Source organism: Cohnella sp. AR92 (assembly GCF_003990975.1).
In the GTDB taxonomy this organism is placed as follows: domain Bacteria; phylum Bacillota; class Bacilli; order Paenibacillales; family Paenibacillaceae; genus Cohnella.
This window is the reverse complement of sequence record NZ_RZJR01000002.1, coordinates 39,334-56,794: the sequence shown is the minus strand read 5'-3', so window position 1 is coordinate 56,794 and position 17,461 is coordinate 39,334. Positions and strand designations below refer to the sequence as shown.

Below are 17,461 nucleotides of genomic sequence, written 5' to 3'. Positions count from 1 at the left end.
AAGGGATTAGCGGTTGTAGAATTCGACGATTTGCTTCTCGTCGATCTCTTGGGACAGCTCGTCGCGGCTAGGAAGACGAACATACTTGCCTTCCATGGACGCAGCGTTGTAATCCAGGTACGTCGGAATGTGATGGCGAGCTTCGGAAGCTTCCTTGATTGCCTTGAGGCCGCGGCTGCGTTCGCGCAGACCGATGACATCGCCCGGTTGAACCGTGTAAGAAGCGATGTTGACCTTCTGGCCGTTGACCGTCACGTGGCCGTGGGAGACCAACTGACGAGCGCCCGGACGGGAGTTCGCCCAGCCAAGACGGTAAACGAGGTTGTCAAGACGGCTCTCGAGCAGGAACATGAAGTTCTCGCCTGTGATACCCTTGATCTTGGATGCGCGGTCGAACAAGTTGCGGAATTGCTTCTCGTTCATGCCGTACATGTGGCGCAGCTTTTGCTTCTCGAGAAGCTGTTGGCCGTAGCCGCTGACTTTGCGGCGTTGGTTAGCGCCGTGTTGTCCCGGAGGGAACGGACGCTTCAGATCCTTGCCGTTACCGGTAAGGGAAATGCCGAGACGGCGGGAAAGCTTAAACTTGGGTCCTGTATAACGTGCCATGTGTGTGCAGACTCCTTTTTCAAAAAGAAAGTTATTTTGAAAAGTGGGATCGTTGCGCCGGGTGTCTCCGAACCACTCGAGGTAGTTCCGGCAGGGATGTTCAGCCGCAGCCCGCCGGTGGAGCACCCGTGAGGGTGACACAAACCGTTTGCCCAATATTCAACAAGTTATATTATACGATTCCACAAGATGAAGTCAAGATGGAGTTGAAAGGATAGGGGGAGTCCGGCAACCAGAACTGGAAACCGTTTTCAGGAAAGAAGCATTACTGCCTAAACCTTAATTCCGTCTATAGACCCTCTATTTTCGTGCAGATATAGTGCAAAATTCCTGCTTTCATTGTATAGTTAAGGTAAATATAGCAGCGAGAAGTTGGTAGGAGGGTGATAGGGATGGTTCATACCGATGACAATCAAATTCCCACTCGACAAAATCATACAGTCAATCCCCCATCCCGAACTCCTAACGAGCTTCCGCTTTGGGTACAAAGGCAGGATCTGGCGGAGGCCGATCTCCCTTATATCCATTCCTTGCTCGCCATTAGCTTCAGCGATTGGCAGGGTCAGATTGAAGGTTTTCCATGGCATTCCGGATATCCGATTGCCTTGATTCACCCGGATGGAACGAAGGTCGCGAAGCAGCGGAGCGAGAACGCTAGCCCTTATCCGTCCGATTGGACGGAGCCTTCCCTGGGCGTCAACGCCGTAAGCGAAGCGATCCGAAGCTGCCGGCCGACGCTGCTGAAGTCGGAAGACCATGAATCGGCGCAGCTGCGAGGCTTCGATTCGCTGGCGGTGCCGATCTTCACGAGATCGACCGGCCTGCCCTGCGCGATCATGGCTTGTCTGCTTCCGGCGGGGGCAGCGCAGGCGGGAGAGCTCAAATTGCTGCAAGCGGCGGCGCTGCATTACCGCAGCTGCCTCTATAATAGATTCGAATTGCTGTTCGTGAAGGATCTTCTTCAAACGAACGCCGCCCAGCACAAGGAAGAACACCGTCGGGAGATTCTCTCCGACGCTCTTCGGCGTATGTACGATCACATCGATGTCGAGAGCGTGCTCTCGGAAGTGATCGATATCCTGGAGAAGGTCTACCCGATGAGCCGGACCGACCTGTTCCTCTCTCAGGACTATAGCAGCACGAACGAGAAGGTGAAGCCGCTGGCGTTCCACCAGCAGGAGATGGACATCTGCTGGAAGGCGTTCATGGACGGCGAGATCCGGGAAGAGACGGAAGGCTCGCGCAGGCGGCTGGCGCTTCCCCTCACCGGCAAGCAAGGCGTCTACGGCGTCCTCCTGCTGGACGTGTCCGCGAGCAGCTTCGACGACAGCGATCTGAGCTTCGTGCAGATGCTGAGCGAAGGAGCGGGCAGCGCATTCGAGAAGGCTAAGCTGCACGAGCAGGCGAATACGCTGATCGGGGAGCTTCGCCTGATCAACGAGCTTACCCATCGGCTTAACAGCAGCTTGAGGCTTTCGGACACGATGCAATTCGCCACGGCCGAGCTGCTCTCGATTTTTAAGGCGGACTATTGCTTTATCCTGCAGCTCGATCGCGCCAACGACCGCTTCATCGTGATGTCGACGAACGTGCCGAACCTGAAGAACGAACTGTTCGATAAGGATTACGGCTTCTGCGGTGTCATGCTGACGACGAAGGAACCGGTCATTCTGTCGGATTACCATTCCGCCACGCCGGTCTCTTCTCATCTGTTGGACGCGACGCACTCCCGTTCGCTCCTGGCGGCTCCGCTGCTCTTGAACGGCGAAGTGATCGGAGCGGTCATGATGACGCACTCGCTACCGAATCACTTCTCCTATGACAATTACAAGCTGCTTCAGGTGCTCTCCGCGCACATCGGGCTTGCGGTGTCCAATTCGTCGCTGCACGCCGAAGTCCGCCGGATGGTCATTACCGATAATTTAACCGGCTTGTACGCGCGGCATTACCTGAACGAACGGATCTACCGCAAGCAGCTGCAGGACGCCTACGGGACGCTGATCCTCGTCGACATCGATCACTTCAAGAAAGTAAACGATACGTTCGGTCACCAGATCGGCGACGCGATCCTGATCCAGGTCAGCTCGATTATCCGTTCGGCTATCCGCGACAGCGACATCGCGGCCCGCTGGGGCGGCGAGGAGCTCGCGATCTATCTTCCCAAGCTGACGATGGAGCAGACGATGAGAGTAGCGGAGCGGATTCGAACGAGGGTCGAGGAAGAGACCAATCCGAAGGTGACGGTCTCCTGCGGCCTCTCGGAATGGACGGCTTCCGATGACAAGATCAGCGTAGAGACGCTGTTCTATCGGGCGGACATGGCGCTCTACGTGGCGAAGCATAAAGGCCGGAACAATGTGGCGGTCGGTTGACAAGACCAACTATCGTTTAATAAAGCTTTCCTCGAGGATGCTTCCCGGGGGGAGCTTTTTTGATGCGATAGAGTTGAATAGGTCCGCGTCCGTTGGAAGAGCCTATGGGGAAAACGGAGTTGAAGCGGATGAGCGATTTAGGGAAGCTTGCGCGCCGATTGGTCGGCGTGGCGGCATGCGCTATCGGAATCGTTGCCTTGAACGGCTGCGCCGCGGGGAATCTGTCCCCTACGGCGGCTTTCGCCTTGTCCGCGTCGGCGCTGTCCGGCACGGACCGATTCGGCTTCGACGGCCGACTGTCCGCCTACGACCCGAGCGGCCGATTGGAGAGCCAAACCGGCTTCCGCGGCGAGGTGTCGGGCCATAAGCCGTCCGCTCTCGTTTGGGAAGGCACCGCGGCGACGGCCTCCTCCTCCTCATATTGGAACCATCCGCTTACTCTCGTATCGGCGATCGAGGCCGGCAGCTCCGACTTGAAGTATGTGTCGAGAAGCTCCGACGAGGTGGAACTCGAGATGAAGCTGGATCCGGACGTAGCGCGCGATCGCATCAAGAAGGAGCTGCGGAGCCAGATGAGCACGGTGGCCTTAGAGACCGGCCGCTTGATCTCGGAACGGCGCGAGGATGCCGGCGAGCAGGCCAAGAGCAAGCTAGAGCAAGCGAATCGGGTACTGGACGAAGCGTTGGGCACGCTGAGCGTATCCACGGTGTGCCGATGGAAAGCCGATCCGCGCACCTGGTTCCCGAAGTCGCTTAGCGAGGAGTCGTTGCTCACCTACACGTTATCCGGCAACTCTTATACGGAGAAGAGAATTTCGGAGACGAATTTTCAACCGGGCCGAGACAGTGATACAATGAAGAACGGTTCCACAACCAAGTAAGCCTTGAACGGGCAACAACCATGCTAGGAGGAATGACTCATGCGCGATTCGCGCTTGCAGAAACTGGCCGCCAATCTGGCGGGCTATTCGGTAAACGTCCAACCGGGAGACAATGTCCTGATCGATATGATCGGTTCGGAGAGAGAGCTTGTCAAATGCCTCATCGAAGAAATTACGAAGCGGGGCGGACATCCGTTCGTCGAGATCGAAGACAAGACGGTGACCCGCACTCTCCTGAAGAACGCGACGGAAGAGCAATTGAAGACGATGGCGGAATACGATCTGAACCGCATGGAGCGCATGCAGGGCTACATAGGCATCCGCGCGGGCAACAACCTCAACGATCTGGGCGACGTTCCGGCCGAGAAGCTGAAGCTGTACGACCGCGTCTATCGCCATCCCGTCCATATGGAACAACGCGTCAAGCGCACGAAGTGGGTCGTTCTCCGCTATCCGAACGACTCGATGGCTCAATCGGCGAACATGAGCACCGAAGCGTTCGAGGACTTCTACTTCGACGTATGCAACCTGGATTACGGCAAGATGGACAAGGCCATGGATCCGCTCCAAGATCTGATGAAGCGGACGGATAAGGTGCGCATCGTCGCGCCGGGTACCGACCTGACCTTCTCGATCAAGGGAATCGGCGCGAAGAAATGCTCCGGCGAACGCAATATCCCGGACGGCGAAGTGTACTCCTGCCCGATTCGCGATTCCGTGAACGGCACGATCGCTTACAACACGCCGAGCCTCTATAACGGCTTTACCTTCGAGAACATCAAGTTCCGCTTCGAGAACGGCAAGATCGTGGAAGCGACGGCGAACGATACCGAGCGCCTGAACGCGGTGCTGGACAGCGATGAAGGCGCCCGTTACATCGGGGAGTTCAGCCTCGGCTTCAATCCGCATATCCTTCATCCGATGAAGGACATCCTATTCGACGAGAAGATCGCGGGCAGCTTGCACTTCACGCCGGGCCAAGCCTATGAAGATTGCGACAACGGCAACCGCTCTTCGGTCCACTGGGACCTCGTTCTCATTCAACGCCCGGAATACGGCGGCGGCGAAGTTTATTTCGACGACGTGCTGATTCGCAAGGACGGCATCTTCGTGATTCCGGAACTTGAAGGATTGAACCCGGAAGCGCTAAAATAAAGCGTTTTCCTACTTGCGTGGCTGGGCAAGTCAAGGTATGATGAGGGAAGTAATTGACCACCCTATTATCTGGAGGGATTTCCATGTCCAACAATAACGCAGCAATCGTGGAATTATCTCAAACTGCCAACAAATATCGTTCCTCCATCGTGCTTCAAGCCGAGAACAAGTATATCGATGTGAAGAGCATTCTCGGTCTCTTCACGACCTTGGTCGGCGGACATGCGTATGAACTTCACGTTCATGGTCCGGATGCGGAAGAAGCCAAGGCGGAGCTGTCTACCGTATTCGCTAAGCACAACCTTAACGTAACGGTCGTAGACTAACGAACGATCCGGCAGCCCACGGGCTGAGAGGCCGGGAATCGCATAAGATGCGGCATGATACGAACGCCCCCGTCCGCCATGGACGGGGGTTTTATCCCATTGACGATTACCATTTTCAACCAGATCTCACGAGCGGGGGAACCATCCGTGACCATCACCGACCCATTGATCAATCTCGTGTTCCAATATTCTTACGGAGGCTTGTTTCTGGCCATGTCGCTTGGCATCGTCGGAGTGCCGCTTCCGGACGAAGTGCTGCTCACCGCTTCCGGCTATTTGATCTCTACCGGGGAGATGCATCTGTTCCTGACGATGATCGCGGCGATCGGAGGAAGCGTCACCGGCATGTCGATCAGCTATTGGCTCGGACGCAAGGTAGGGCCGAGCCTGTTCGGCGGCTTTGTCGGCCGAATGCTGGGCGGCGGCAGGCTGGAACGGCTTCGCCTGCGGATGGAGAAGTGGGGAGATCCGCTTTTGTTGTTAGGGTTCTTCGTCCCCGGGGTACGCCATGCGACGGCATTGCTGTACGGCGCGGGCAAAAGGCCCTACGGCACGTTCCTCTTCTACACGGCGGTAGGCGCCTTGTTATGGACAAGCGTGTTCCTGCTCGTCGGGAGACTGCTCGGGGAGCATTGGCGGGATATCGCTGGCATGGTGAACAAGGATGCGGCATTGGCGGCCGTCTTCTTCCTTCTGGCCGGCCTGGGCTGGAGAGTTTGGAAACGTTCGGTTTCCGCCAATAAATGGTAAGTCGGCGATAGCTTGGGTGCTTATGCCGCGTTTTTCTCCCGGAATCCTGCAATTATCGCAAGCGATCGGGCTAGAAAGAGGTTCCTGTCCTTGTGCTCTGGGCTATTTTCGTCTAATATGAAGGAGATAGCTATACTTAGCAAGCTAGGGCACAGGGGGAGTTAGAATGGCTTCATCGGATGTCATGGTGCACCTGAACCAGAAGGCGCTTCGCCTCCTGCAGGAAGATGCGGACAAAATCGAGAAACTGATCGCCATTCAGATGGAGAATCTGGCGACCCGCAAATGCCCGCTGTATGAAGAAGTACTGGACACTCAGATGTACGGCTTCTCAAGAGCGGTTGATTTTGCGGTGCGGGCGGGACTTTTAGATGAAGGCGCTGGCAAGCAGCTGGTCATGCAGCTGGAGCGCAACCTGGCGCTGCTCTACGAGGCAATGGCGCAATAGATCGTACGAAGTCTTTCTCGGACATACAGAAACGGATCGGAACAAGAATAAAGCCTTGGCTGCGGGTTGCAGGCCAAGGCTTTTTGCTTTGCGGCAGGGCGTTATTCGCTTAGACGAAGAAGAACGCCACTCCCAGCACGACATAGACGAGCAGCAGCAGCTTGCCTTCGTACCAGGTCGTCTGTCCGTCCCGGGAGACGGAGGAGGTAATCAATACCGCGACTGCGATCGCCGCGATCTCGATCGTCGAGAACAGGATGTTCATGTGCTGGTCGAAGAAAAGGCTGACGAAGATCAGCACGGGGGCGACGAAGAGGGCGATCTGCAGGCTGCTTCCGACCGCGATCTCGACGGCGGCGCCGATCTTGTTCTTCATGGCCAGCATGATCGCCGCGCTATGCTCGGCGGCGTTCCCGATGATGGCGACGATGAAGGCGCCGACGAACAGCTCGGAGAAGCCGAACTTCTCGGAGAATACCTCGACCGACCCGACCAGCCATTCGCTGACGAAGGCTACCATGACCGTAGCGAGAATCAGATAGAGAATGGCGCGGCCTTTGGACCACTTCGGTTCTTCGCCATGGCCCGTGCTCGTATCGGAATGGTCCTCCAGCATGCTCTTGTGAGTAATCATGGAATAGATCAGCCAACCGACGTAAGCGACGATCAGCACTCCTGCGATCGTCAGGCTAAGCGTCATCGTATCGTGGGATGACAGATGCTCGGACTTCACGAATACGGCCGGAATGAAGAGCGCGACGACGGCCAGCAGCATCAGGGTCGAATTCTGGCCGGCCAGATGAATGTTGAACTTCTGCTCTTTGTACTTCAATCCGCCCGTAAGCGCGCTTGCGCCAAGGACGAGCAGCAGATTGCCGATGATCGAGCCGGTCAAGCTGGCTTTGACCATATCGAACAAGCCTTCTTTGACAAGGAAGATAGCGATGATGAGCTCCGCCGCATTGCCGAAGGTGGCATTCAGGAAGCCGCCGAGCCGCTGCCCGGCGTAATGGGCGACCGATTCGGTCGCTTGTCCGAGGAAACCGGCGACGAAAATGACGCAGATCGCCGCGACGATGAATTGGAAGGTGGTGTTCCAATTCGCATAATGGGCGACCGCGCTAAGGACGAACGTGATCCCCAACAGGGGAAAGAAAAGCTTCTTCAATTGTCGACACCTCTACTGCACCTAAGTTGATGTTATTCTGGTTAATATTACTATATCCTATTCGGAATGCTCAAGTAAAAACATGTAGAAGTCTATCAAGTTAGGAATGTCCTAGAGTTGCTTGCGGAACCTTATTCCATTACAATAAATACATATTATACTCGGGAGAGTGAGCCGCCGATGACAGATGAGCTGCAGCAAGGTTTGGTACGAATCTCCGACGATGTCGTCGCCACGATAGCGGGCTTGGCCGCGCTGGAAACTCCAGGGGTAGCCGCCATGTCGGGAGGAATCTCGGAAGGCTTGGCTAAGCGCCTGAGCGGCCGCAACGTCCAGAAGGGAGTCTCGGTCGAGGTCGGACAGGTCGAGGCAGCGATCGATCTTCGAGTCGTTGTCCAGTACGGCATTCCGATTCACGAAGTCGGCATGAGGCTTCAGGATAACGTGCGCGAAGCCGTTCAGAATATGACCGGACTTCGGGTGGTCGAAGTGAACGTCAAGGTCGAAGGGGTCGCCTTCAAGGACGAAGCCGAAGCCGAAGACGTTCATCGGGTCAAGTGAGTGAAGCTGATCGCGCAACAGAAACAAGACGCCTCCCGGCCGAATGGCTGGGTAGGCGTCTTGTTTTCGTTATCGCCTAGCCGTCTGGTAACGGGTCGGTTGTCTGGGTTCGGAGGCTTGTCTTGCCGGTTCGCGCGTCTCGCGGTTGTATTCCCGGGAGATGCTGAGCAGGACTCCCATGCCCATCATCAGCGCAAGGAGCGAGGAGCCGCCGTAGCTGATGAACGGAAGCGTGACGCCCGTGATCGGGATGGCGCCGCTTACGCCGCCCATGTTGATAAGGGCTTGCAGGCCGATGAGCGAGACCATGCCGATGCCGACCAGGGTTCCGAAGTTGTCCGGGCAGCGAAGGGCGACGATCAGCGCCCGCCACAGGAACAGGACGAAGAAGAGAAGGAATAATGAGGTTCCGATAAATCCAAGCTCTTCGGCGATGACGGAGAAAATAAAATCATTATAAGAATAAGGCAGGTAAAAGAGCTTCTGGACGCTGTTGCCAAGTCCCGCGCCGGTCAGTCCGCCGTGCCCGAACGCTTCCAAAGACCGCAGCAGCTGCAGGCCGTAGCCTTCCTTGGCCGCGAACGGATCCCGGAAAGCGGTGAAGCGCGCCAGGCGGTAGCCGCCTTCGAAGTTCGGATGCGTAAGCAGATACACGCTGAACCCCAAGGCGAAGATCCCGATTATGATCGCCGCGGACATCGCAAGCTGCTTGAGGTTGGCGCCGCCGGCCACGATGATGCTGCCCGCGCACAGGATAAGGATGACGCACGAGCCGAGATCGGGCTGGAGCATGATCAGGCCGCAGAGAAAGCCGATGACGATCATGACGGGAAGCAGGCCGCGCTTGAACTCGCGGAACTTGTCGTCTTTCTTGGTAATGATCGCCGCCAGGTACAGAATGACCGCGATCTTCGCGAACTCGGTCGGCTGGATGCCCAGCCCGCCGATGCCAAGCCAGCTGTGCGCGCCGTTGATATCCGAGGCGACGAAGGGGACGATCATCAGCATCAAGGTCGTCAGGAAAAGAAACGGCGCGAACCACTTCTTGTACTTGGTGTAAGGAATGTTCATGAGAACGAGCATCAGAAGCGTTCCCAAGCCGGCCCACATGAATTGGCGCTTGGTAAAATACAAAGCGTCGTACCCAAATTTCTTGGATACGACGGTCATGCTGGAGCTGGCGCTGAACACCATGACGAGTCCGAACCCGACCAGCAGTAGCGTTAAGATCAACAACAAAAAGTCTGGAGCGCCTTTGGAGCCTCCCGTCGAATTTCTCATTGCCTGTGTCCGGTCGCTTAGCTCAGCAATTGCTTCAATTCCTGAACTCGCTTGCTGGCAACGTCAAGGACCGCCGGAGGTACCGGGCTCTCGTATTCAAGGCTGTGCGGGAACGTCGCGCGGCCGATGTAGACATGCTCGATCTGCAGAATGGCGTCCGGATTCTCAAGCTTGCCTTCGACGGCGCGGGTGTTGATGCGAAGGAAGTATTCATTGCTGCTGGCGGAATCCACGAGCTTCAAGTCATACGTCGCGCGGCGGTATTCCCACTGCCAGCGGACGAAGCCCAGCTTCTCACCAGATTGATCCAAATGAGCGAGGTCGCTCTTCATTCCAGGCAATCCCGTATTTTCGAGAATCATAAAGGTTCCTCCTTTGGAAAATGCAAACAAGCTTATGTACCCTCCATCATAGACGGTTTAATGGGCTTCTGCAAGCGCTTCTGTCGATCGAAAGGAGGAAGCGGCGGAGAATCCTCGTGCGGGAGTTCAGGGGAGCGCGATTTTCTGTTACAATAGATGCAAATAGGAATGCGAGAGAGGTGCGACGCCGTGATGAACAGAGAAGACACGATGCAGTCGCTGCATGGCGAGATGATTGAATGGCGCCGGTACTTGCATCGCCACCCCGAATTGTCGTTCAAGGAGCATCGGACATCCGACTGGATCGCCGAGAAGCTCGAAGCATGGGGCTTACAAGTCAGAAGAGGAGTCGCCGGAACGGGAATCGTCGCTCGCTTGGAAGGCGGGCGTCCCGGCCGAACGATCGCGCTGCGGACGGATATCGACGCGCTGGCGATCCAGGACGAGAAGACGGTCGAGTACGCGTCCACCGTTCCCGGCGTGATGCATGCTTGCGGCCATGACGGGCATATGGCGGAGATGCTGGCGGTGGCCTATTATTACAGCCAACGCAAGGAAGAGACGGTCGGCACGAGGGTGTTCCTGTTCCAGCCGGCCGAAGAGGTATTGCCGGGAGGCGCGCTCGGCATGATCGAAGACGGAGCGCTCGAGGGCGTCGACGCGATCTACGGCGTCCATCTCTGGTCGCCGTTCCCTTACGGCGTAATCGCCACCAGGCCGGGGCCGTTCATGGCGTCGCCGGACGAATTCGAGATCGTCGTAAAAGGCAAGGGAGGCCATGGAGGGCTGCCGCACCAGAGCGTGGACGCCGTCGTAGCCGGAGCGCATATGGTAACCGCGATCCAGACGATCGTCTCCCGCAACGTCGATCCGCTGCAATCCGCCGTCATCTCCGTCGGGCGCATGCAGGCGGGTACCGCGAACAACGTGATCGCCGAACGCTGCCTGCTCGCGGGAACGGTGCGCTCGTTCAACGAAGAGACCCGGATGTTCGTGCGCAACCGGCTGGAGGAAGTCGTGCGGTACATCTCCGATATGCACGGGACGGAGACGAGCTTCCAATTCGTCTTCGGCTATCCGCCGGTCGTCAATACCGACAGCGAAGCCGAGAGGGTGCTGCGGGTCGCCGATTCGCTGGGCAACGCCGGAGAGGCGAAGAGGGTGGAACCGGTCATGGCCGGAGAGGACTTCTCCTATTACCTGCAGAAGGTACCGGGCTGTTACTTCTTCGTCGGGGCCGGCGCCGCGGACGGAAGTTCTTATCCGCACCATCATCCGAAGTTCGATATCGACGAACGCGCGATGCTGAATGCCGCCCGCATGCTGATCGCCGTAGCGGACGATTCGGCGGCGGACCTGAATTCCTGAGAGGGACTCGAATGCCTCCGCGCTCCTTCAGCCATACTAGAGCCGTAGTTACGTTCTAATAAGGGAAGGGGCTCGGACGACCGTGCGCAAAGTTTCCGATATTATGAGCAAGGATTGCCAAACCGTCACGTCCAAAGACAACATCTTCGAATGCGCGGTACTGATGAGGGACAACGACATCGGCTTCGTTCCGGTTCTGGAAGGGCGCAAGCTGATAGGAGTCATTACCGACCGGGATTTGGTCCTGCGGGGCTACGCGGAGAAGAATCCGGGTTCGGAGTCCGTGACGACGGTGATGTCGAAGGACGTGAAGACGATCTCGCCGCACCTGTCCGTAGACGAGGCCGGAACGATCATGGCGGCCGAGCAGATTCGCCGGCTTCCGGTTGTCGAGAACGGCGAGCTGGTCGGCATCGTATCGCTGGGCGATCTCGCGATGAGGGAGATATTCGTGCATGAAGCCGGAGAGGCGTTAAGCTCCATCTCCAGCTCGGAGACCCCGTCTTCTCCGTTTATCCAATAGCATCGTCTGGCGGTTGATCCTCCCTTGGGGGCCTTATGGGCCCTCGGGGGAGGATTTTTTATCGTCTCGTCCGTCGTCCCGGCCGGCACGGCTTAACCGAGCGGAAAATGGACATCATGGGGACAGAACAACCCTTTCTCGAAGGAGGATCCCCTCTATGCCCTTGCCTTCGGCATTCCGCCCCCTGCTCATTCAATCCGACGGGACGATCATGCTTCAGGATCATCATCCGGAAGGCGAAGCCGCACGCGAATTGCTAAGAGAGATAGCCGAGTTAAAAAAACGCCCCGGCGAGTGGCACACGTATCGCGTCACTTCCGTCTCGCTGTGGAACGCGGCCGCTTCGGGGTGGACGGCGGATTCCGTCATGAAGCAGCTGTCTTCGCTGGCCCGCTATGGCGTCCCGTCCCTTCTGGAGAAGGAGATCCGCCTGTTCATGAACCGTTACGGCAGCTTGAAGCTCAGGCCGAACGGGACGGAGCTCGAGCTATCCGCAAGCGATCCTGCTCTGCTGAAGGAGCTGATGCGCCATCGCAGCCTGGTGGCTTGCTGGCTGGGGCAGCCGGACCCTCAATCCGTCCGGATAAAACAAGAAGCGAGAGGATGGCTGAAGCGCGAGCTGATCGCGCTCGGCTATCCGGTGGTGGACGAGGCGGGCTATCGCAGCGGCGAAGCGCTTCCCGTCTCGCTTCTGGAGCGCGACGAGTCCGGCCGTCCCGTCTGTCTGCGGGACTATCAAGCCGAAGCGGTGAACGCGTTCGCCTCGGATAACAACCAATCCGGAGGGAGCGGCGTCGTTGTCCTTCCTTGCGGCGCGGGGAAGACTTGGGTGGGCATGGGGGCTTTGGCCAAGCTTCAATGCGAGACTTTGATCCTGACCTCGAACGCGGTATCGGTGTCCCAATGGATTCGCGAGCTGCTGCGCCATACCTCCTTGAAGGAAGAGGAGATCGGCGAGTATACGGGCGACAGGAAGGCGGTTAAGCCCGTTACGGTAGCAACGTATCAGATCCTGACCCATCGCCAGACGAAGAACGGATCGTATCCGCATTGGAAGCTGTTCGTCGACCGGAATTGGGGCCTGATCATATATGACGAGGTTCATCTCCTTCCGGCTCCGGTATTCCGGATGACGGCCGATCTGCAGGCGACTCGCCGATTGGGCCTGACGGCTACCCTGGTGAGGGAGGACGGGAGAGAAAGCGACGTATTCGCCCTGATCGGACCGAAGCGCTACGACGCGCCGTGGCGCAGCATGGAGCAGCAGGGCTGGATCGCGAAGCCGTCCTGTCTGGAAGTCAGAGTTCCTCTCGCGCCGGAAGCGGTTGCCGAATATCGGGAAGCCCCTAAGCGGCAGAAGCATCGGATCGCCGGGGAGAATCCGCTCAAGCTGGAGGCGGTACGCAGGCTGCTGAACCGGCATCCCGAGCAGCCTACGCTTATCATCGGCCAGTACCTGAACCAATTGAATTCGGTAGCCCGGGGATTAAGCCTGCCCGTCATCACGGGGAGCACTCCCCAGCCTGAGAGGCAGCGGCTGTTCGATCGGTTCAACAGCGGAGAGATCAGCGTCCTGGCCGTTTCGAAGGTGGCCAACTTCGCGATCGATCTGCCCGACGCGGCCATTGCCATCCAGATCTCGGGCAGCTTCGGTTCCCGCCAGGAGGAAGCGCAGCGGCTCGGGCGAATTCTCCGCCCGAAGCGGGAAGGCACCGGCGTTTATTTCTATTCCCTGATCAGCGACGAGACGGACGAAGTGGAATTCGCCCGCCGCCGCCAGCGTTTCCTACTAGAGCAAGGATACGAGTACGAGATCGATTGGATGGAGCAGCAAGCTCCGGACGGGAAAGAGGAGGCTCATCGGTGAAGTTCGACGAGACTATGGCAAGGCTGCCGGACGGCCTGCGCAGCCTCCTCTCGGGCCATCCTCTCGTTGCCGGCCGACTGGAGGACGGGCGTCCCTTGGCCAGCGCTTTCGATCAGGTCTGGGCGGGAAGCTGGGTCGCGAATGCCTCCCCCGTCGTCCTGGAGTTGCTGCGGTGCTTGCTGCGGCGGTTCGCCGCGCGGCCGTTCGGCGAGGCCGAAGCGGAAGCGGCCGCGGGCCAAGAGCTGTATCCGGCATGGACCGGGGCCGAGATTCGGATTGCCCTGCTGCGTCTGCGGACGGATGGGATTCTGTTCGGGGCCGTCAAATCCTGGGGGGACCGCCTGCTTTTCATTCCCGCCGACCGAATTGCCTTATGGCATTCCTTGCTCTTCAACGAAGAGCTTATCCCGTTCACGCAGGAGGAAGAAGAACGATTGAAGGTTACCCGGGGCGAGGGGCGTCTGCCGCTGTCCTGGAGGATGCTTCATACGTGGTCGAACATTCGCTTGCGAGGATTTCCTCTAACGGCGAAGGGTCTTCCTTATAAAACGCATTCCAGTAGGTTGGCGGAAGAGATAAGTCTCGATGCCGGCGAATTGCGTTCTTTCTTCGATCTGCCGCCGGAAGCGGAAAGTTTATTGCCGGCCCCGTTGGCGCTGGCGATCGAGCTTGGGCTTGAATTGGGCATCCTATATCGAACCCCGTCTTCGATCGAAGCGGGAGACGGAGCGGGCCTGGACTGGTTCGATGGTTCCATGGAGAGTCTGGATTCGCTTCTTCACCGAATCATCGCCGAACGGTATGCGTCGGCGGATTCTCAACTTTATTATGCCGCCATCTGTTTAAGCCGTCTGGAACCGTTCCGATGGTACTCGGAGAATCAGGTCCGTTCCTCCTTCCGCATCCCGGGACCGAATCCCGGCAAGCCGGCTTGGGACGCCTGGGTACAAGCGGCAACCGATCTTGGCTGGCTGGAGCAAGGCATGATCGGAGAGGAACGCGCCCTGAGGTGGACAATCGATCCTTCTCTCCAGCCGAAGAGGCCGGGCCGGGCCGATCGTCCTGTCGACGAGACGGCGGCCGTCTACTTGCAGTCCGACCTGGAGATCATCGTTCCTCCCGAGGTCGGCTTTGGCATCCGATGGCGTCTGGAGGAGACGGGAGAGCGGATCTCGCTGGATACGGTAAGCACGTACAGGCTGACGCGAGCTTCATGCGAGCGGGCGCTGCGGTTCGGCTATACTCTGGAGCGGCTTGCGTCGATGCTCGGGCAAGCGACGGGAGAGCCGGTCTCCTCCATCGTCCGGAACGCGCTGGAGGATTGGCTGAGCGGGCGTTCTCATCCGGTAGAAGAGCCGGGAGCGGCGGCGCGCGTCAGCAAGCATGGCGAGCGAACGGAAGAGCCGCCATTCCTTCGGCTCCATCGAACCGATCCGCTCGATGAATACGAGCTCGACGGCTTCTTGCCCCGGCGGGAAGAATTGTTCCCCGGCTTGGCATCTATTCCGGCCGCCTGGTTGACGCATTCCAGAAGCTACCACGTCTCCACCCGGAAGGACATGGCGGAGCAGGCGCTCGCATGGCGAACTTCCTTAAGGATCGGCCCCGAAGGGCCGCCGGGCTATTCCTTCCTTCCGGAACGCGTGGAGCAGGGAGATGGGAGCTGGACCATCGCCGGCCGGATCCGGATGCAGGCGGGGGAGCCAGGCCGGCCAACCGGAGATGGAGACGAGATGATCTCCCTCTCCCTAGACGCCTTAAAGGAGATTCGTCTGGAGCTGCCGCTGCCGCTTGCGTAGAAGCAACTTTTGACCGTTGACCGAAACTCTTGTTATGGTATGATGAAATGGAGCATCGCAGGCTGGAACGGCCTTGACGATCAATGCAAGAAGGTGGGGGTGCAACCATGCTCGGAATATCCGACAAACTCCCGGAAGCCTTGGCGCCAGATGGCTTTATGGAAAGCGAAGCCGCTGACATGGCGACGCTCTACACCCGCGCCTATGAGCTGGGAGAATTAATCAAGCAATCCGCTTTAACGGCGGAATACCATTATTACAAAGACCAGGTGGACAGCGATGAGCGAGTAAAGGAGCTTTCTCGCGAATTCGCCAAGGCCAAGGAGCTGTTCGCGGAATGCGAACGGTTCGGCCGGTTCCACCCGAGCTACAACGAAGCGTTGGAGCGGGTCTACGAAGTGCAGGCCAGGCTCGACGAGATCGAACCGGTCAGGAAGTTCAAATTAGCGGAGCAGTCGGTCGATAATCTGCTGCATGACGTAGCCTTATTGATTGCCCGTTCCGTTTCCGACAGCATCAAGGTGCCGGACAACGATCCGAATCCCAAAGGCTGCGGAAGCGGGGGAGCCTGCTCCTGCGGCGGAGGCGGATGCGGATGACGGAGGAGAACGTTCAATTGGCGCAGGAGACGGAGCCTGTCCAGCAGGAAGCGGCTCAAGCGCCGGAGATCGGCGTGACGAGAATGTTCGGCGACCGGACAGGCTACATCGTCTGGTACAGCGATTGGAAAGCGGCCAGAGGCCTGGATAAATACGGCACTCTTCACTATCTGTCGCGGAAGATGCACTACGCCGTTCTCTACGTGAACTCGGACGTGGCGGAGGAGACCTTGAAGAACCTTCAGCGGCTGCCCTATGTCAAGAAGATCGAGCATTCCTACCGCAACGATATCAAGACGGAATACGAACGCAACGTGCCGGACAAGACTCGCTTCTACGGACTCTAAGCCGGCCTCATTCCTACCTGGGAACGCCAACAAGAGAGACCCTCGCCTGACCACGGGCGAGGGTCTCTTTCCATACTTGGCTTCTTTTAGGGAAGTTTCTTCACAGTTTGTTAACAATTATGGGACTAAAGCCTGATATTCTCAGCGAAATACATAAAACGAGCATTGTAGACATCATTTTCCGCTGCCGATATAATAAATATGAGAGAAATGTTAGCAAATTTTTAAGAATCGAAACAAATCGCTTAATGAGGTGCTGCTCTTGACCAAGATTCTTGTCATTGAGGATGAGAAGATCATCGGAGAGATGATATCCATGTATTTGACAGATGAGGAGTTCTCCGTATGCCGAGTTGAGACAGGCCAAGAGGGCATAGAAGCGATCGAAAGCTTCGACCCCGATGTCATCTTGTTGGATTTGATGCTTCCCGATATGGATGGAATAGATTTATGCGAGCAAGTAAGGGCTTATTCGGATACGCCGATCATCATAATCTCCATGAATTCGAAGGTAAACGAGAGAGTTCGGGCTCTGAACGCGGGGGCGGACGATTATATGGTCAAGCCGTTCAGCATGCAAGAGCTCAAAGCGAGAATCGGAGTGGCCGTCAGACGGTACAAGCCTTCCATGGGAACCGCGGCGGAGTCGGAAATCCGCGATGCCCGCGCGTCCGTTGCGGCTGCCGTCGCCGCGGAACCGGCAAGACCGGATCACGGAATCGCCCTGGACCTGCAGAAGAGACTTCTTCTCGTACAGGGGCAGCCTATCGATACGACTTTCTCGGAGTTCGAGCTCATGAGGCTGCTGTTCCAATACCCCGGAAGGGTCTTTACGCGGGACGAGCTGATCAATACACTCCGGGGAATCGATTCCTACGTGAACGATCGGGCCATCGACGTGCACATCACGAATCTGCGCAAGAAGCTGGAAGCGAACCCGAAGGAACCCCAGTTCATCAAGACGGTCTGGGGAGTCGGCTATAAGCTTAATTTGGAATAAGATACCGTTAACCCCCTCGTCATCGTTCGATCGCTGCCCGGAAGCGGC

At 57.6% G+C, this 17,461-nt stretch carries 18 protein-coding genes; 14 read left to right on the top strand and 4 right to left on the bottom strand.

From position 1 onward, the window contains the following. Positions 1-6: 6 nt before the first annotated feature. Entirely contained in the window at positions 7-606 is a 600-nt protein-coding gene (rpsD, locus tag ELR57_RS02650) for a 30S ribosomal protein S4 (RefSeq protein WP_126957009.1), read from the bottom strand. A 392-nt stretch (positions 607-998) separates the two neighbouring features. Between rpsD and ELR57_RS02645 the strand changes: the two genes are divergently transcribed. The 6 genes from ELR57_RS02645 (at position 999) to ELR57_RS02620 (ending at position 6,538) form a co-directional block, all read left to right on the top strand. Continuing rightward, complete coding sequence (locus ELR57_RS02645; protein WP_126957007.1) at positions 999-2,978, top strand: sensor domain-containing diguanylate cyclase; 1,980 nt, start codon at positions 999-1,001, stop codon at positions 2,976-2,978. A 128-nt stretch (positions 2,979-3,106) separates the two neighbouring features. Further along, positions 3,107-3,859, top strand: coding sequence for a hypothetical protein (locus ELR57_RS02640; RefSeq protein ID WP_126957005.1), 753 nt, complete (start codon positions 3,107-3,109; stop codon positions 3,857-3,859). Positions 3,860-3,898: 39 nt separating this feature from the next. Continuing rightward, positions 3,899-5,014 (top strand): aminopeptidase, encoded by a 1,116-nt coding sequence (locus ELR57_RS02635; RefSeq protein ID WP_126957003.1) that lies wholly within the window; start codon positions 3,899-3,901, stop codon positions 5,012-5,014. An 83-nt stretch (positions 5,015-5,097) separates the two neighbouring features. Then, complete coding sequence (locus ELR57_RS02630) at positions 5,098-5,340, top strand: HPr family phosphocarrier protein (RefSeq protein ID WP_126957001.1); 243 nt, start codon at positions 5,098-5,100, stop codon at positions 5,338-5,340. 99 nt (positions 5,341-5,439) lie between these two features. Continuing rightward, positions 5,440-6,090 carry a DedA family protein gene (locus ELR57_RS02625; RefSeq protein WP_158629905.1) on the top strand — a complete coding sequence of 217 codons (651 nt, stop codon included), beginning with the start codon at positions 5,440-5,442 and terminating at the stop codon, positions 6,088-6,090. A 166-nt stretch (positions 6,091-6,256) separates the two neighbouring features. Further along, a complete protein-coding gene (locus ELR57_RS02620) occupies positions 6,257-6,538 on the top strand; it encodes an Fpa/YlaN family protein (RefSeq protein WP_126956997.1) in 282 nt (93 codons plus the stop codon). A gap of 109 nt (positions 6,539-6,647) precedes the next feature. Here the strand turns inward: ELR57_RS02620 and cax are convergent, their stop codons facing one another. Next, the gene (gene cax / locus ELR57_RS02615) at positions 6,648-7,706 is read right to left on the bottom strand and encodes a calcium/proton exchanger (RefSeq protein WP_126956995.1); all 1,059 of its coding nucleotides are present in this window, start codon (positions 7,704-7,706) and stop codon (positions 6,648-6,650) included. Positions 7,707-7,886: 180 nt separating this feature from the next. On the opposite strand from cax, the gene ELR57_RS02610 reads away from it, so the two are divergent. Further along, the gene (locus ELR57_RS02610) at positions 7,887-8,267 is read left to right on the top strand and encodes an Asp23/Gls24 family envelope stress response protein (RefSeq protein WP_126956993.1); all 381 of its coding nucleotides are present in this window, start codon (positions 7,887-7,889) and stop codon (positions 8,265-8,267) included. Positions 8,268-8,336: 69 nt separating this feature from the next. Here ELR57_RS02610 and ftsW read toward each other — a convergent pair whose 3' ends face one another. Together ftsW and ELR57_RS02600 are read right to left on the bottom strand one after the other, a co-directional pair. Further along, the gene (gene ftsW, locus ELR57_RS02605) at positions 8,337-9,548 is read right to left on the bottom strand and encodes a putative lipid II flippase FtsW (RefSeq protein WP_126956991.1); all 1,212 of its coding nucleotides are present in this window, start codon (positions 9,546-9,548) and stop codon (positions 8,337-8,339) included. Between the two features lie 17 nt (positions 9,549-9,565). Further along, a complete protein-coding gene (locus tag ELR57_RS02600; RefSeq protein ID WP_126956989.1) occupies positions 9,566-9,910 on the bottom strand; it encodes a YugN family protein in 345 nt (114 codons plus the stop codon). Between the two features lie 192 nt (positions 9,911-10,102). On the opposite strand from ELR57_RS02600, the gene ELR57_RS02595 reads away from it, so the two are divergent. From ELR57_RS02595 to ELR57_RS02565, 7 genes are all read left to right on the top strand, one after another. Continuing rightward, positions 10,103-11,278 (top strand): M20 metallopeptidase family protein, encoded by a 1,176-nt coding sequence (locus ELR57_RS02595; RefSeq protein WP_126957795.1) that lies wholly within the window; start codon positions 10,103-10,105, stop codon positions 11,276-11,278. A gap of 82 nt (positions 11,279-11,360) precedes the next feature. Further along, positions 11,361-11,801, top strand: a complete 441-nt coding sequence (locus tag ELR57_RS02590) for a CBS domain-containing protein (protein WP_126956987.1) — start codon at positions 11,361-11,363, stop codon at positions 11,799-11,801. Positions 11,802-11,958: 157 nt separating this feature from the next. Next, the gene (locus ELR57_RS02585; protein WP_126956985.1) at positions 11,959-13,668 is read left to right on the top strand and encodes a DNA repair helicase XPB; all 1,710 of its coding nucleotides are present in this window, start codon (positions 11,959-11,961) and stop codon (positions 13,666-13,668) included. Beyond that, positions 13,665-15,467 carry a hypothetical protein gene (locus ELR57_RS02580; RefSeq protein WP_126956983.1) on the top strand — a complete coding sequence of 601 codons (1,803 nt, stop codon included), beginning with the start codon at positions 13,665-13,667 and terminating at the stop codon, positions 15,465-15,467. The genes ELR57_RS02585 and ELR57_RS02580 overlap by 4 nt, the downstream gene beginning before the upstream one ends. Before the next feature lie 107 nt (positions 15,468-15,574). After that, positions 15,575-16,066, top strand: a complete 492-nt coding sequence (locus ELR57_RS02575; protein ID WP_126956981.1) for a YlbF/YmcA family competence regulator — start codon at positions 15,575-15,577, stop codon at positions 16,064-16,066. Positions 16,067-16,149: 83 nt separating this feature from the next. Beyond that, the gene (locus ELR57_RS02570; protein ID WP_126957793.1) at positions 16,150-16,413 is read left to right on the top strand and encodes a YlbG family protein; all 264 of its coding nucleotides are present in this window, start codon (positions 16,150-16,152) and stop codon (positions 16,411-16,413) included. Between the two features lie 253 nt (positions 16,414-16,666). Then, entirely contained in the window at positions 16,667-17,413 is a 747-nt protein-coding gene (locus ELR57_RS02565) for a response regulator transcription factor (protein ID WP_370452182.1), read from the top strand. Positions 17,414-17,461: the final 48 nt, after the last annotated feature.

What these genes read in the sequence shown, in the direction of transcription:
- ELR57_RS02600 (WP_126956989.1), bottom strand. Translation starts at nt 9,910, where the DNA reads ATGATTCTCGAAAATACGGGATTGCCTGGAATGAAGAGCGACCTCGCT.
- ELR57_RS02570 (WP_126957793.1), top strand. Translation starts at nt 16,150, where the DNA reads ATGTTCGGCGACCGGACAGGCTACATCGTCTGGTACAGCGATTGGAAA.
- ELR57_RS02620 (WP_126956997.1), top strand. Translation starts at nt 6,257, where the DNA reads ATGGCTTCATCGGATGTCATGGTGCACCTGAACCAGAAGGCGCTTCGC.
- ELR57_RS02595 (WP_126957795.1), top strand. Translation starts at nt 10,103, where the DNA reads ATGAACAGAGAAGACACGATGCAGTCGCTGCATGGCGAGATGATTGAA.
- ELR57_RS02585 (WP_126956985.1), top strand. Translation starts at nt 11,959, where the DNA reads ATGCCCTTGCCTTCGGCATTCCGCCCCCTGCTCATTCAATCCGACGGG.
- ELR57_RS02610 (WP_126956993.1), top strand. Translation starts at nt 7,887, where the DNA reads ATGACAGATGAGCTGCAGCAAGGTTTGGTACGAATCTCCGACGATGTC.
- ELR57_RS02640 (WP_126957005.1), top strand. Translation starts at nt 3,107, where the DNA reads ATGAGCGATTTAGGGAAGCTTGCGCGCCGATTGGTCGGCGTGGCGGCA.
- ELR57_RS02630 (WP_126957001.1), top strand. Translation starts at nt 5,098, where the DNA reads ATGTCCAACAATAACGCAGCAATCGTGGAATTATCTCAAACTGCCAAC.
- rpsD (WP_126957009.1), bottom strand. Translation starts at nt 606, where the DNA reads ATGGCACGTTATACAGGACCCAAGTTTAAGCTTTCCCGCCGTCTCGGC.
- ELR57_RS02575 (WP_126956981.1), top strand. Translation starts at nt 15,575, where the DNA reads ATGCTCGGAATATCCGACAAACTCCCGGAAGCCTTGGCGCCAGATGGC.
- ELR57_RS02635 (WP_126957003.1), top strand. Translation starts at nt 3,899, where the DNA reads ATGCGCGATTCGCGCTTGCAGAAACTGGCCGCCAATCTGGCGGGCTAT.
- ELR57_RS02645 (WP_126957007.1), top strand. Translation starts at nt 999, where the DNA reads ATGGTTCATACCGATGACAATCAAATTCCCACTCGACAAAATCATACA.
- ftsW (WP_126956991.1), bottom strand. Translation starts at nt 9,548, where the DNA reads ATGAGAAATTCGACGGGAGGCTCCAAAGGCGCTCCAGACTTTTTGTTG.